Source organism: Peribacillus sp. FSL K6-1552 (assembly GCF_038005205.1).
GTDB lineage: Bacteria > Bacillota > Bacilli > Bacillales > DSM-1321 > Peribacillus > Peribacillus butanolivorans.
Genome location: NZ_JBBOST010000001.1, coordinates 4,769,165 through 4,783,432 on the forward strand (window position 1 = coordinate 4,769,165; position 14,268 = coordinate 4,783,432).

The window sequence follows — 14,268 nt, forward strand, 5'->3', positions numbered from 1 at the left end:
CTCCTATTTGTTTCTACAGGCTGATGCTGATTCGGCTGATACTAAATTCTTGATGGCCTAAAATTTCAGCTTTTGTCAGCTCACCTTGTGCTGTTTTAAGAACCGTTTCGAAAATACGATTTCCTGCTTCTTCTGTTGTTTCTTTTCCTTTCATTACAGGACTTGTATCTATATCAATGTTATCGATCATTTTGATGGCAGTATGTTCATTTCCCGTTATTTTGATGACCGGAATAATTGGGTTTCCAGTTGGTGTCCCTCTTCCTGTCGTAAAGCAGACCATATGAACACCAGCAGCAGCCATACCCGATACACACTCGATATCATTCCCTGGTGAATCCATGAAGTAATAGCCGTTCCCTGGAATTTCTTCTGCAAATGATAATACATCGTTCAAGGGAGCAGTACCTGCTTTGCTTATACAGCCAAGAGATTTTTCTTCGATAGTAGACAGGCCTCCCTCTATATTGCCCGGGCTTGGATTTCCGCCACGCATATCTGCCCCAATGCGTTCTACTTCTTTTTCAAATTTATTAACATAGGCATATAGCTTATTTGCCACTTCTTCGCTCACAGCTTTTTGAGCGACAATATGTTCAGCCCCGATAATTTCAGTTGTTTCCCCCATTACAATGGTTCCGCCCTGATTTAAGAGCTGATCAGCTGTTTTTCCTAAAGCGGGATTGCTGCACAGACCAGATGTAGCATCGGAACCGCCGCATTTCACACCTAGTATTAATTCTGAAATAGGAACATCTACTTGTGGCACTTTTTCGATTTCCTTGAATAAGCTTTTTGCCAATTCAGACCCTTTTTGAATAGCTTTTATCGTTCCGCCTGCATCTTGGATATCAAGCCACTCAACAGGTTTTCCTGTTTCTTCTTCAATTTCTTGTTTCAAAACTTTGGCATCAATAACCTCACAGCCTAAGCTAATTAAAAGAACTGCACCAACATTTGGGTTTTTCCCCATTCCTCCAAGAAGTCTGTGTGTACGTTCCTTGTCATCACCAATCTGGCTGCAGCCATGCTGATGCGGAATAGCTACAGAGTCTGGTACAGCTTGCTGGATTCTATTGGCTACGTGATTTGCACAAATGACAGTCGGGATAATTAACAGATGATTACGTATTCCAAATTTCCCGTTTGAACGACGGTACCCTTTTATCATGCTCATCGTTGTTTCTCCCCTTCCGCTTTATCTCCTCTTCCTCTGATTCCTTCAATATTATGTACATGGACATGTTCACCAGGTTCGATATCAATTGTCGCTGCACCGATTACTTCTCCATATTTGCTAACCGTTGCTAATTTTTCAATCGGTTTAATTGCGATTTTATGTCCAAATGGAATCGATTGCTTGGCTGTCAATACCGCTTTTTGGCCATTGATGACGTATAGTAATGTTTCTTCTTCTTCTACATCTTTCAAAAGAGTCGCTACATTATCTTGATCAGACATAACAATGCTCGTAACGTCCTGTTCATAGCCTACCTTACTCATGGCTATCTCCCCTTTCTTTTAATTTGTAAAAGGCTTTCGCATTATTAGAAAATATTTTATCCATTTCCTTATTGGTTAAATTTTCTGGTAAATTTCTTTTGATAATCTGCAGTGCGTCATCATAGCTTCCAGCTGATAAACATACAGGCCAATCGCTGCCGAAAAGCAAACGGGATGGACCAAATGTTTGAACAATATGATGAATATATGGCTCAAAATCTTCAATTTTCCACATAGCTGGATTCGCTTGCGTCATTAAACCCGACATTTTGCACCAAACATTCGGAAACTGTGATAGAGCGTTCATGTCCTCTTTCCACTCGCTTAAATCCCCTTTAGTAATATTCGGTTTAGCCATATGATCTATTACTGTCATTAAGTTCGGAAGCGTTTTCAATAAAGTTAAAACCGATGAAATGTGTTTATTATTAATTAATAAATCTAATGGAAGATTATATCTAATAAGCCATTTTAAATTTTCTATCACTTGCTCTTGTAATATCCAATCAGTATTTTCTAAATCCTGGAGCATTGGACGCAGACCTACAATTCCCGGTCGTTTCATTAACGAATCTAGTTGCTTCGGAAAAGCTGGAGAAGATAAGTCTATCCAGCCGACTACACCATAAATCCAGTCATACCGTTCATACAATGATAAAAGAAATAAAGTCTCTTCATATGTAGGAGCAGCTTGGATAAGAACAGTTCCAGAAATACCATGTTTTTCTAATAAGGGGTTTAAATCTTCTGGAAGATAATCTTGATAGAGGACCCCCATATCTTTTGAAAGCCAAGAATAGTCAGCTCGGTCAATCTTCCAAAAATGCTGATGAGCATCAATAATCATTTTGACCTCCTCTTGTTACTTGAATGTTACCGGTAACATTAAAATAACAACAATATTTTAAATTGTCAATAAATTAATTGCAACAATATCAAAATAAGGATTTGTTAAACAACACTGTTAATATTTAGAGATAAGAAAAAGGACCTATAGCGAGGATAGTTCAGTGGAACAATCTAAAAAAACCTGTATACATTTATACAGGTTTTTAATCAAACTTTTTATTAAATGGTCTTGTAAAGTGACAACAAAGAAATTCATTTTTAATACCTCAAACAACTTGTAACCTTATCCCTCATACGCTTGCTTTAATGTTTTGATGTCAATTTTTTTCATTTTGAGCATTGCATTCATAACTCTTGCTGATTTTTTTGGATCGTGGTCGCTTAGCATCTCAGTTAGGGCCGTAGGAATAATTTGCCACGAAACACCATACTTATCTTTCAGCCAACCGCACACTTGCGCCTTCTCGTCTCCGCCTTCGGAGAGTTTTTCCCAAAAATAGTCCAATTCTGATTGTGACTCGCAATTGACGATAAATGATATTGCCTCTGTAAATTTGAATTGCGGACCACCATTTAATGCTACGAATTCCTGGCCCTCCAGTTGGAATTCCACGGTCATTACTGTTCCTTCTAATATCCCGTGGATTTCATGCCCCTCTTTTCCATAGTGAGTGATTCTTCCAATCATGGAATTTTTAAAGATAGAAGCGTAAAACTTCGCTGCCTGTTCAGCTTGTGTATCAAACCACAAGTTTGTTGTGATTTTTCTTATTCCCATTTTAAAGCACCTCCATATATTCTCTAAGTCTTAACAAAAAAGGATGTTTTTATTTCCGCTAAGTCTAAAGTTGAAGTTGCAGTTATCTTAGAGTTACCCGGTATTCAAGAATATGGTCCCATTCAAAAAGGACACCTTCTTTTTTCATAAAAGCGTCCTTTAATGGAATAACTACATCACTTGAAATAGCTAGTAATGCGGAATAATAAGCTAATGTTCAAAAACAAGCCACCGCTTATTGGGTTTGATAATTAACTGGAGCCAGTCCGTTAGTTCAAAAGGGATAAAAATTCCCCACTCTTTAACATTTTAATCATTCCGTAAATTGCTAAGCAATTGGAAAATCTGCCCCCTATGATGTGATTCATGTTCAATCAAATGATACACAACCCACTCAGGTGTGACGTCATATTGTTCAAGTACTCTCGGTTTACGCCAATCCGTTAGGCCCATTGAACGGAAATGGGAAAGAAATACTTCACGTACCTTATTAAGGCGGTAAAAATGTTCTTCTAAAGTTTCTCCCTCAATATGGGTTAATGCGCCATCTTCAGAACGACATTCTAACGGAAACAACGAGCGTATTTCAGAATCCCATTCAGTAACAAGGACCTCTTCATATAACCAATCTGCCTCGACCAATGCAATGTGATATAACAGCGAGCCAATCGTTTGTCTTTCATCCATTTTTGTGTCGAGTATACTTTGGCTGATTCCAGTTAACTCTGTTATGAGAGTACGGCGAACATCTTCTAAACACCATAGCCACCGGCCAATTTCTTCTTCATATTCTGGTAATCGAGATACCAGTAAAGCTCTTCTCTCCAAACTGATCATCCTCCTCTTATTAAAGTCTTACATTCTATTAAAAATGGATGTTTCCTTCTTTAATACATAAAATCATATTAAATATAATAGTTATATTTCCCATTAAATATCTTTATTGTCCTTCAACAGGTCTCCCAATCGAATTAACTTTAGTTTTTAAAGAATAATAATTACATTTCTACAATTTACGACAACATTAGCACTATCTAGATAGTAATATATAACTATAATAAAATGAGAAAACGGCAAACTAATCGAAAGGTTAGGACGCAAAGCTAACAGGTCTAAGGTCAGATTGACTATGATAGCTGGGCTACCTCTTCAACGGAGGAATAGGTAATGTTACTTCAGACAAATGACAGAGTAGAAGAATTAGATACAGAATGGATTGAACTCATTCAAATGGCTATCAATGTAGAAATACCGTTAGAGGAAATTAGGGGATTTTTATTAGAAGGTAGACAGTAGGCCTATGCTTGCTGTCTGAGTCATTTTTTACACATTAACGCCTTTTTTCTATTTTAGCCAAGAGAAGGATTCCTCAACAAGACAGTCGAATATTCTTCACTAAGGGGTAAATTGGAATCCCTATAAATTACCTATCTTGATAGGAGGGCAAATATGCAAACTCATGAGTTAGAACTCGTAATAAAGAATGCAGACAGAGCAATAAATAACGAGGATTTCGATCAATTAATGGATTTCTATTCCGAGGATGCTACCTTAGTTGTAAAACCTGGAACGTTAGCTAAAGGCAAAGAAGAAATACGTCGGGCATTCGTTGCTATTGCTGATTATTTTAATCATAGTTTAATTGTTAATCAAGAAAAGATGGCAATAATCGAAACAGGTGATACGGCATTAGTTGTAGCAAAAGCCCTACTGAGTGCCAATCAAAAGACTGATTCGGCATTCTCAATGGAAAGAATGGCTAACTATGTTTTTAAAAAGGATTCTACAGGTACCTGGCGTTGCATAATTGATAATTCTTACGGTGCTGAATTACTTGAATAATTCATGTACAGATATTTGAATAAATAGAAAAGGCTCACCTTCTATTAGGTTATTAGGTGGTTTTTTCATTTGTGTTAATCTCCACAGCAGACGTTAAGAGTCAAAAATAAAAAAACTCCTATTATTTTATAGGAGTTCCAGATGATTTTCTGATTACCAATTCAGGCTTTAAATTTATTGTTCGATAATCAGCTGGACCGACTTCATCTACTCTTTCAATCACTAATTGTGTTCCTAAATATCCGAAGTCATAAGCAGGCTGCGAAGATACAGTCAAAAAAGGATCAAAGTCTGAAAATAATTCTAAATCGTCAAAGCAAACGACGGCAATGTCTTCTGGAACTTTAATCTTTTTTTCTCGTAAACTTTTTATAATTTTAATGGCAATGAAATTATTCGCTGCAAAAATCGCTGTTGGACGATCAGCAGGAGAAACATTAACCAAATGAGCGATTCCATTCCATTGCTTTTCTTGTTTATAATGAGTCTCTACTAGGAAAGCGGGATCTATCTTTAAATCATTAATTTTTAACGTTTCAATATACGCCTGATACCGCTCTTTCGAAGTGGAAATCGTAAGTGGGCCATGAACCATTGCTATTCTTTGATGACCATAATCAATTAAATGCTGAAGAAGCAATTTTGTCCCTTCATAGTTATCTCCAAGTACTCTATCACACGAAACATCTTCAATTTGCCTATCTATTAATGTAAATGGGATTCTGTTTTTAATAAGTTTCTTTAAGTTTTTGGTCGATTGATCACCTGTAGGAGCAATAATTACGCCATCTACCCTTTTAGAAATTAATGCATTGATATACTCACTTTCTTTTTCGTAGTTTTCATCTGTATTACATAAAATAAGCTGATATCCCATTTGATTAGCCTTATCCGCAGCGCCTCTTGCAACCTTTGTAAAAAAGGGGTTTGTGATATCAGTTATGATTAATGAAAGTAACTTAGTTTTTTTAATATTCAAACTTTGAGCAGCTGAATTTGGTATATAGTTTAACTCTTTTATAACAGCTTCTACTTTTTCTCTAGTCTTTTCACTGATATTTCCTTTATTATTAATAACTCTCGATACAGTCATCGGTGAAACATTCGCTTTTTTTGCAATATCGTAAATTGTCGTCACTTTTTGTACCCGCCTTTACATTTTCCCTTATATTGTATCATAAGTATAAATTGTTATTTTATACTTTAACAAGCAGGCAATCATGTTGACTCAAGTACGACACTGAACTTCAAAAAAAGACACAGTCCTTAGTGAAGGATTGTGTCTTGCATTAGAGTTAATTTTGATTAAATCCGCTTTCATCCATGTAAAATATCTCCCAAAGATGTCCATCTATATCCTGAAAACTCCAACCGTACATGAACCCATGATCAATGGCTTCATTAAAAGGCTTTCCGCCAGCATCCAGGGCTTTATTCACGATCTCATCCACTTCTTCCTTACTTTTAACCGATAATGCCACAATAGCTTCCGTACTTTTTGCTGTATCCGGGATTTCTCTCTTGGTAAACGTTTTAAAGTAATCTTCAACCAATAACATGACATATATAGACTCACTGATAACCACACACGTTGCATTTTCATTGGTCATTTGCTCGTTAAAGTCAAAGCCAACTTTTGTGAAAAATTCTATTGAGGCATTCAAATCTTTAACAGGCAAGTTAACAAAGATTTTTTCTGCTTGAACTCCCATCAAATTCACCCTCACTCGTTTATTTTATGTTCATTACCCTACTATTCGTTGCTTTTTTCGATAATCCTGCTCGCAACAAAAAAAGGAGATACCGCAGTACCTCTCATCCTAATGTAATAAGTACAACAAAGGTTTTTCAAGAACCGTTGGCGAACGCTAACCCTTTCTCAGAAAGTGCACGACGGATTTGCTCCTATGCTTTAGGTCTCATACCATGTAGCTGCAAGTCCTCTGCTTCACTTAGCTTAGGAAACTGCTCAAGTTACAAGTACCCAGCTCCAGCGAGTGCTCGTTGTGCAGGTTTAGCTAATCCTGTCGGGAGATCGCTTTCTTTATTCTTCATAATCCTTTCTCCTACTTGTATTATTAATAAATAGTATTTCAAGACTTCCCTTTGTTCTTATTAGCCATGAAAAAAGGACCTTCAATCAAAGATCCTTTTTATTCACAAATTAAGTTTACTTATTTTTCTCCTAAAATAGCGAGTGGGCTAAATACTTCATAATGGATATGGTCTTTTGATACACTCCATTGATTTAGCGCCCCATTGATTGCTTCCATAAAAGGAATAGGTCCGCAGAAATAAAAATTAGCTTCTTTTGATGGAACGATAGATTGCAGGAAGTCTAAATCCACGTATCCTTCTTTATCGAATTGTTGAGAGGTTCGATTGGCTTCGGTTGGTGAACCATAGACGACAAATGATTTTATATGTTGATGATCATTCGCTATTTGTTGCAGATGCTCTTTAAAAGCATGTGTTTGGCTGTTGCTTGTTGCATGGATAAACGTAACCTGACGTTGTGGTTGTTTTTCTATAATGGTATTTAACATGCTAAGCAATGGTGTAATTCCAATACCGCCACTAATTAGAACGACAGGTAAATCTGTGTTATCAAGTTCGAAGTCACCTGCAGGAGCAGAAAATTGCAGCGTATCTCCAACTTGCAGCTGTCTATGTAAATAGTTAGATACAATTCCAGATGGAGCATCCCCATGGGCATCTTCACGTTTAACACTGATTCGGTAGTAATCCTTACCCGGTGAATCCGAAAGACTGTAATGGCGTATGTGCGTATATTTCTCGCCAGGAATTTCCGCCTTAAGTGTTAGGTATTGCCCAGCATGATAGGAGGCAATGGGTTTTCCGTCTGTAGGCTTTAAATAAAAGGAAGTTACGGCATCGCTTTCTTTTATCTTTTTATCGATATTAAAGCTTCGGTATCCTTCCCATCCACCAGGCTGATGTTCTGTTTCTTCATAGAGGTTTTTCTCAATATCAATAAAGGCATCTGCAATATAGCCATAGGCCTTTCCCCATGCCTCTATGATTTCATCTGTGGCTGCGTCACCTAATACGTCTTTAACTGCTTGAAGCAACGTTTCACCTACAACCGGATACTGTTCAGGCTTGACCCCTATGGCACGATGTTTCTCAGTAACTCTTTTAATTACAGGTTTTATCGCTTCAAGGTTCGTAATATGTTCACCTGCAGCATAGACAGCATACCCCAAGGCCTCCTGTTGAATTCCTCTTTTTTGGTTGGTTTGGTTAAAAAGGTTATACAAATCAGGCGCTTTTGAAAATAGTAATTCATAAAATCTCTTTCCTATTGGTTTACTATGTTCCTTGAGAACAGGTGCTGTTGACTGAACGATTTCTATGGTCTTAGCATCAAGCATGTTAAAATGTCCTCCTCAAATTTCAGGGATATTTACTGTAAATAGCATTCCCACTAAATATAGGAGTAAACATGATATTTTGGCCACATTCAACTTATCACTAACCAACCCAAACTTCTTACTAAAGGCGGGCTTCCGCCCATTTGGAGATTTTGAAATTCCCTTAAGATAATTCAAAGACACCATACCTAATAGTACGATGTCTTTGTTTAGTATCCTTGTTAAATTAAACGGGCTCCATTAGCTCAATAAGAAAATAAACTGCTGATCAGTAGCTCTTGATTTTTAAGTAAAGCATCGGTTAGTTGAAGAAAAAAAGCGTTATAGGGTCCAATTGATGAGCAATCCTGCTTGTGCTAATCCACCACCGAAACCATATAATAAAATCTTCTCACCATTACTGAGCTTTCCTTCACTTACTCCTTTATCTAAAGCTAATGGTATTGATGCTGAGGAAGTATTTCCATACTCCACTAAGCTATATAATGTACGCTCAATTGGAAAACCACTTCTATCACATATTGACTCAATCATTCTTAAATTTGCACTATGCGGAACAAACCAATCAACATCATTCAAATGAAATTCAGTATTTTTCATCACAGTTTGCATTCCTTTTGGAACAGTAGTAACAGCCCATTTATAAACCTCACGTCCATTTTGTACAAGGTTACCACTATTATTTAAGTCTTCACCATTTATACGTGTCGATAGGTTTGTACTATATAAATGTTTTCCGCCTGCTCCTTCCGAATATAAATGTGAAGAAATAAAACTTGGTTGTTCTTCATCATATTCTACAAGAACTGCTCCTCCACCATCTCCAAATAAAATACAAGTGGCTCGATCTTCATAGTCCATAATTTTAGATAAAGTATCAGCTCCAATAACAAGAATTTTCTTGTTTAAACCAGATGTTACTAATCCATTAGCTACATGCAACCCATAAGTAAATCCTGCACAAGCAGCGTTTAAATCAATAGCTCCAGTATTCTTAATACCTAGCTTTGCTTGGACTAAAGAAGCTACACTTGGTGTGTTGAAATCAGGTGAAAAGGTACAGACAATAATCATATCAACATCTTCGACTGATTTATCATACCGTTCCATTAAATCCTTTACAGCTTTATAACTTATATCACTAGTAAACTCTTCTTCATGTGAAATTCTTCGTTCTTTAATACCAGTACGTTTAACAATCCATTCATCATTGGTTTCAATCATTTTTTCTAAGTCTTTATTTGTTAACCTTTTTTCTGGAACATAAGAACCTATCGCAGTAATACGTGCTTTAGATTTAATCACAGAGTAACCACCTCGTTGTATGAATTATATCAATTTCACCACTTGATATTATTACCTGGTACTAATTATAAAGTAAAAAAAATCTTATGCAACTACCCTTAACATTTAGCCACATAAGAAAAAGAGTTGCCCACGCCACTCACTTATTGAAGTATCGCACTCGTTAGTGAAAGAACTTTTCCATTTAAAGTGGATTTTTGCGCTTGAGCTACTCTGTACTATTTAGAATATAGGTAAAGTCCAAAATCTTGCATCACGGAGGTGTGCCCCATTTGACGCAGCATGGTAGCTATATTGCCACGGTGATATGATCCGTGAGTAACAACGTGTAGTACCGATTCAGAAATAGAAGTTTCAAGCAACCCAGCATATGGATTATCCACCACAATCAATTTTTCAATATCTTTTTGACTGTTCAGAAGTGCTTGGTTTCGCTCAGATAAGTCTAGAAATATTTTTTTCATTTCCTCAATACTTTTCGTTTCCACCTCTTTTCTTAATTGATCCGTAGACCCCATTGCTTCATTCATACTTTTACCTGAGATTATCTCAAACCATGCGTAATCTGTGAGATAAATGTGAGACAACACCTTTGATACAGAAGAAAAACCACTTTGAATTTCTAGATGATAAATGTCCTGTGGAAGTTCTTTTAAACGATCAATTATAACTCCATTTGCCCACACGTGGTAGTTGTACATTTTTAATACGGGTTGTGTCATATTAATTCCCCTCCATTTTCATAAGTTATTTCGTGTTAAACAATTGATGCCTAAATGACAAATAATTTTCCGGCAAATTCTTTAAGGTAATTATTCCCTACTACTCCTCTTATAGCGAATCATCGAATAATACTCATAAGTTTGTACAAAATACTTATGTTCAAAGGAGGTGTTTATATGCCTAATCTAAATGATAATAAGTTCAAAAAAATTCAATCTGAAAGTCAAAAGCAAGGAAAATCACAAGAAGAATATGCTGCGGAACTTGAAATGAACAAATTGAAAAGTCAAAAAAGGAAGTAACAACACCAAATAATGATCATTGGCAGGAAGTTGTTTCCTGCCTTTAATTTACCCTATTATTGGAATTTCTCTTCCAGTGTTTAAACTCCAGTATTTCTTAAACTCCCTCAGTTTAATACGATAATGCTTACAAATACTCGTCAATTCGCAGGTTTTCAAACCATTTGGAAAAGGATTCATAAACGAACGAAAGAGATAGACTGTTTTGGCGCAAGAGGGCAGGTATAAATATGGGATCTGCTACAAATCCCATATTATCCTACATAGACGGTCAGTATAGTCTTTCATTCAGCAGCCCTAAATATGTTCTTCAACTAATACTCCCTTTTGTTCTATTATGTACTTGTTAGTAATATCAAAAAGTTTACTAGTCAATCTTGTAGCTCTAGACTACCCTAGTCTAGAGCTCATTTTTTTATCTTTTCCGAGTGTCAAATTCCTATATTTTCTTTATACTTTTCTTTTAATAATAGAAAGATATAGCTTAGTTGAATATTTACACAATGAAATTAATTGTTTCTTCCAACGCATCATTTGCATCCGGAGATTTCCCCAGTTCGTAAACGATTTCCCCGTCAATCATCGTCATTTCAACTCGTAATTGATCAATACTGTCGATTGTTACATCCAATATTCGGTCGTTTAGCACAACCAAATCAGCTAATTTCCCTACCTCGATACTTCCTTTTCGGTCTTCCTCGAAGCTTGCGTAGGCTCCGTTCCAGGTGTACAGCCTAATCCCTTCTATGACGGAGATTTTCTGCTCTTCCCCAATGACCGCGCCGGACGGCGTCAGTCGGTTGACCGCCCCATGAATACCGATAAGCGGATTGCAGTTCGAGACCGGGCTGTCCGAGGCGCCTGCTACGACAATGCCAGCTTTCAAACAGGCTCCAATTGGGTAAAAATAGTCGCTGCGAGCGCCTAAGTGCTTAATGTATATATCCCCGAATTCAGCGAAAAAGTTCGGGTTAGGAACGGTCACTATGCCCAATTTAGCCATTCGCTCGATGAGATCGGGCATCGCCAAACCGGCATGCTCAATTCGATGTCTGTGATTGTGCCGCGGATATTGTCTAAGGGCTTCTTCGAACGTATTCAACAACATCTCAATCGCCCGATCGCCCTGGGCGTGAGCCGTAATTTGATAACCATCGCGATGGGCTGCGATGAGCGCGTCGTTCATATTCTCTTGCGTGTAATACAGAATGCCGCTGTCTTCCGGATTCGTCTCATACGGCTTGCGCGTCGCAAGCGTCGGCGCGGTGCTGGCTCCGTCTATAAAGATTTTCGCCGGCCCGATCCGAAATCGATCGTCTCCGAACCCAGTCGACAAGCACGTCTCTCTCATTCGGATAAAGTTAGGCTCGTGAACGACCATTGCATACACCCGAACCTTTAAGCGACCGGAACGAACCGCTTGCTGCAGGATGCGAAGATTGACCGGCTCGTACCCTCCGGCATCATGAATTGTCGTAATGCCTAACGATACGAAATCGCGCGAAGCGATTTCCGCCGCTCTGGCCAAGACCTCTTCCGTCGGATTCATGACACGTTTTACCGAATCCATGGCTGCTTCCACGAGTAACCCGTTTAATCTCCCGGACTCGTCTCGGCCAAACACTCCACCTTCCGGATCGCCCGATTGGTCGTTTACACCTGTCAATTCCAACACTTTACTGTTCGCAATCATAATGTGACCGCATTGTCGCACAATTAGAATCGGGTGTTCCGTCGACACCTCATCCAGCTCATGTCGGGTTAGATACCGCCCTTCCAACATAAACATTTCGTTGTAGCCTACTGCAATGATCCATCCTCCTTCAGGGGTAGATTCCGCCTTCCGTTTTAATTTCTCGATAATATCTGCATTGGATTGAATCGATGCGTCTTTGCAATTAATCGCTAGCCTCGAAAGTCCATAACCGAGCAGATGTAAATGCGAATCTATAAATCCTGGCAGCAGAGTCCTACCTTGCAAATCCATCACTTTGGTGCTCTCTCCGATCCAACGTTTGATTTTCTCGTTCGTCCCGACGGCTTCAATTCGGTTATGTTTAACTGCAACTGCTTCTGCGATCCGATTGTTCGAATCGACGGTAATGACCTGTCCGTTTACAAATACAACATCAGCAAACATACAATCACCTCTTATTTTTCTGTAATCAAGAACTAATGACTATGCTTTTGTGGGGTTCTAGTTTATCAGCCAATTCATCCTACAAAACGTAATTGATTTCTACTAAGCTTCTACTTGATTCATAGAATCGGCATCAATAATAGTGTTTGAGAGATAATTAAAAACTAATGCAATAAACATCTTTCCGATGTACAACATTGACTCTTCGTCCACATTAAATTTCGGATGATGATGCGGGTATATCGCATTCATCGCTGGATTCGCACCTCCCACGTAGAAAAATGTTCCCGGCACCTTCTGTAGATAAAAGGCGAAATCTTCCATTCCTGTTAACGTAAACGGCTGGATTTGTATTATTTTTTCCTCTCCCAGAAGATTTTTTGCTAACTTTTCCGCTTTTATTGTTTCCTCCGGATGATTCCACAAAGTGGGATATCCTCTCTCGTACTTAAATTTCACAGTGGCTCCTGCCCCTTCGCAGGTGGATGTTGCGATTTTCCCAATGGCTTCTTCTATCAAATCTTGCACACTTTCCTCGAAGGTTCGTACCGTTCCGGTAATTTTGGCCGTGTCGGGTATGATATTAGAAGCCTGTCCGCTTTGAAAAGAACCAACTGAGACAACAGCTGTTTTAGATGGATCAACGCGGCGGCTGACGATTTGCTGCAAATTGAGCACAAGTTGACTGCCCACCACAATTGGATCTACCGACAAATGAGGAGTCGCTCCATGCCCGCCTTTCCCATAAATCTCAATTTCAAATGTATCCCCGGCCGCCATTATATATCCCTCTCCAACAGCAACCATACCAAGCGGGAGAATGGAAGATACATGGGCTCCATAAATGACATCGACTCCATCCAGGCAGCCATCTTCAATCATGGGCTTTGCCCCTCCTGGGATTACCTCTTCCGCAAACTGATGGATAAAGACAACATTTCCTTCGAGCTCATCCTTCACTTCGCTTAATACTTTGGCTACTCCAATCAAGGCAGCTGTATGAACATCATGGCCACAGGCATGCATCACCCCAGGAATACGGGACTTGTATTCCACGTCTTTCTCGTCTGATATCGGCAATGCATCGAAATCCGCCCGTAGCGCTACTGTCTTGCCCGGTTTCCCTCCTCTCAAGAGTCCAACTACACCTCTTCCGCCAACTTCTGTTCTTACTTCCAATCCCAAGTTGGTTAATACATCAGCGATCTTTTTTGGGGTATTTACCTCATGGAAGGATAGTTCGGGATACATATGAAGATCTCTGCGAAATCTAACCAACTCCGGATATACCTCTTGAAGTCTACTAAATAATTTTTTGAACATCGTTACCACCCCGTTATTTGTTCTAGCATTAATCCATCGGATTGCTGATATTCGTGATTAAAATTTCCGTTCCACATTACTAAATTAGTATTCCCATTAGCCATAGAC

15 protein-coding genes and 1 riboswitch are annotated in these 14,268 nt (G+C 38.5%); of the genes, 3 read left to right on the forward strand and 12 right to left on the reverse strand.

The genetic code is table 11. From position 1 onward, the window contains the following. Positions 1 to 13 precede the first annotated feature (13 nt). From NST21_RS22905 to NST21_RS22925, 5 genes are all read right to left on the reverse strand, one after another. Positions 14 to 1,177: a UxaA family hydrolase gene (locus NST21_RS22905; protein WP_098175530.1), complete on the reverse strand. Its 1,164-nt coding sequence runs from the start codon at positions 1,175 to 1,177 to the stop codon at positions 14 to 16. After that, positions 1,174 to 1,503 carry a UxaA family hydrolase gene (locus NST21_RS22910; protein ID WP_340891458.1) on the reverse strand — a complete coding sequence of 110 codons (330 nt, stop codon included), beginning with the start codon at positions 1,501 to 1,503 and terminating at the stop codon, positions 1,174 to 1,176. The genes NST21_RS22905 and NST21_RS22910 overlap by 4 nt, the downstream gene beginning before the upstream one ends. Continuing rightward, the gene (locus tag NST21_RS22915) at positions 1,496 to 2,350 is read right to left on the reverse strand and encodes an amidohydrolase family protein (protein ID WP_340891460.1); all 855 of its coding nucleotides are present in this window, start codon (positions 2,348 to 2,350) and stop codon (positions 1,496 to 1,498) included. Before NST21_RS22915 ends, NST21_RS22910 begins: the two co-directional genes overlap by 8 nt. Positions 2,351 to 2,635: 285 nt before the next feature. Next, entirely contained in the window at positions 2,636 to 3,130 is a 495-nt protein-coding gene (locus tag NST21_RS22920) for a VOC family protein (RefSeq protein WP_340891463.1), read from the reverse strand. A gap of 309 nt (positions 3,131 to 3,439) precedes the next feature. Then, on the reverse strand, positions 3,440 to 3,958 hold the full coding sequence (locus tag NST21_RS22925) for a DinB family protein (RefSeq protein ID WP_340891465.1): 519 nt from the start codon (positions 3,956 to 3,958) through the stop codon (positions 3,440 to 3,442). Between the two features lie 234 nt (positions 3,959 to 4,192). Then, positions 4,193 to 4,279: riboswitch (cyclic di-GMP riboswitch) on the forward strand. 18 nt (positions 4,280 to 4,297) lie between these two features. On the opposite strand from NST21_RS22925, the gene NST21_RS22930 reads away from it, so the two are divergent. Further along, positions 4,298 to 4,426 carry a hypothetical protein gene (locus tag NST21_RS22930; protein ID WP_255264000.1) on the forward strand — a complete coding sequence of 43 codons (129 nt, stop codon included), beginning with the start codon at positions 4,298 to 4,300 and terminating at the stop codon, positions 4,424 to 4,426. A 153-nt stretch (positions 4,427 to 4,579) separates the two neighbouring features. After that, positions 4,580 to 4,972 carry a YybH family protein gene (locus tag NST21_RS22935; RefSeq protein ID WP_340891472.1) on the forward strand — a complete coding sequence of 131 codons (393 nt, stop codon included), beginning with the start codon at positions 4,580 to 4,582 and terminating at the stop codon, positions 4,970 to 4,972. 121 nt (positions 4,973 to 5,093) lie between these two features. Here the strand turns inward: NST21_RS22935 and NST21_RS22940 are convergent, their stop codons facing one another. The 5 genes from NST21_RS22940 to NST21_RS22960 form a co-directional block, all read right to left on the reverse strand. After that, the gene (locus tag NST21_RS22940) at positions 5,094 to 6,110 is read right to left on the reverse strand and encodes a LacI family DNA-binding transcriptional regulator (protein WP_053347613.1); all 1,017 of its coding nucleotides are present in this window, start codon (positions 6,108 to 6,110) and stop codon (positions 5,094 to 5,096) included. 157 nt (positions 6,111 to 6,267) lie between these two features. Beyond that, on the reverse strand, positions 6,268 to 6,684 hold the full coding sequence (locus NST21_RS22945) for a VOC family protein (RefSeq protein WP_340891475.1): 417 nt from the start codon (positions 6,682 to 6,684) through the stop codon (positions 6,268 to 6,270). 462 nt (positions 6,685 to 7,146) lie between these two features. Further along, on the reverse strand, positions 7,147 to 8,367 hold the full coding sequence (gene hmpA, locus NST21_RS22950; protein ID WP_340891476.1) for an NO-inducible flavohemoprotein: 1,221 nt from the start codon (positions 8,365 to 8,367) through the stop codon (positions 7,147 to 7,149). Between the two features lie 321 nt (positions 8,368 to 8,688). Further along, positions 8,689 to 9,672 carry a ketoacyl-ACP synthase III gene (locus tag NST21_RS22955; RefSeq protein ID WP_056530075.1) on the reverse strand — a complete coding sequence of 328 codons (984 nt, stop codon included), beginning with the start codon at positions 9,670 to 9,672 and terminating at the stop codon, positions 8,689 to 8,691. 218 nt (positions 9,673 to 9,890) lie between these two features. After that, positions 9,891 to 10,394: a DinB family protein gene (locus NST21_RS22960; protein WP_340891483.1), complete on the reverse strand. Its 504-nt coding sequence runs from the start codon at positions 10,392 to 10,394 to the stop codon at positions 9,891 to 9,893. Positions 10,395 to 10,571: 177 nt separating this feature from the next. On the opposite strand from NST21_RS22960, the gene NST21_RS22965 reads away from it, so the two are divergent. After that, positions 10,572 to 10,697 (forward strand): hypothetical protein, encoded by a 126-nt coding sequence (locus NST21_RS22965; RefSeq protein WP_255263999.1) that lies wholly within the window; start codon positions 10,572 to 10,574, stop codon positions 10,695 to 10,697. 496 nt (positions 10,698 to 11,193) lie between these two features. On the opposite strand, the gene NST21_RS22970 is transcribed toward NST21_RS22965, so the two are convergent. Next, on the reverse strand, positions 11,194 to 12,837 hold the full coding sequence (locus NST21_RS22970) for an amidohydrolase (RefSeq protein ID WP_340891484.1): 1,644 nt from the start codon (positions 12,835 to 12,837) through the stop codon (positions 11,194 to 11,196). 102 nt (positions 12,838 to 12,939) lie between these two features. Further along, positions 12,940 to 14,160: a M20 metallopeptidase family protein gene (locus NST21_RS22975; protein ID WP_340891486.1), complete on the reverse strand. Its 1,221-nt coding sequence runs from the start codon at positions 14,158 to 14,160 to the stop codon at positions 12,940 to 12,942. Positions 14,161 to 14,268 lie beyond the last annotated feature (108 nt).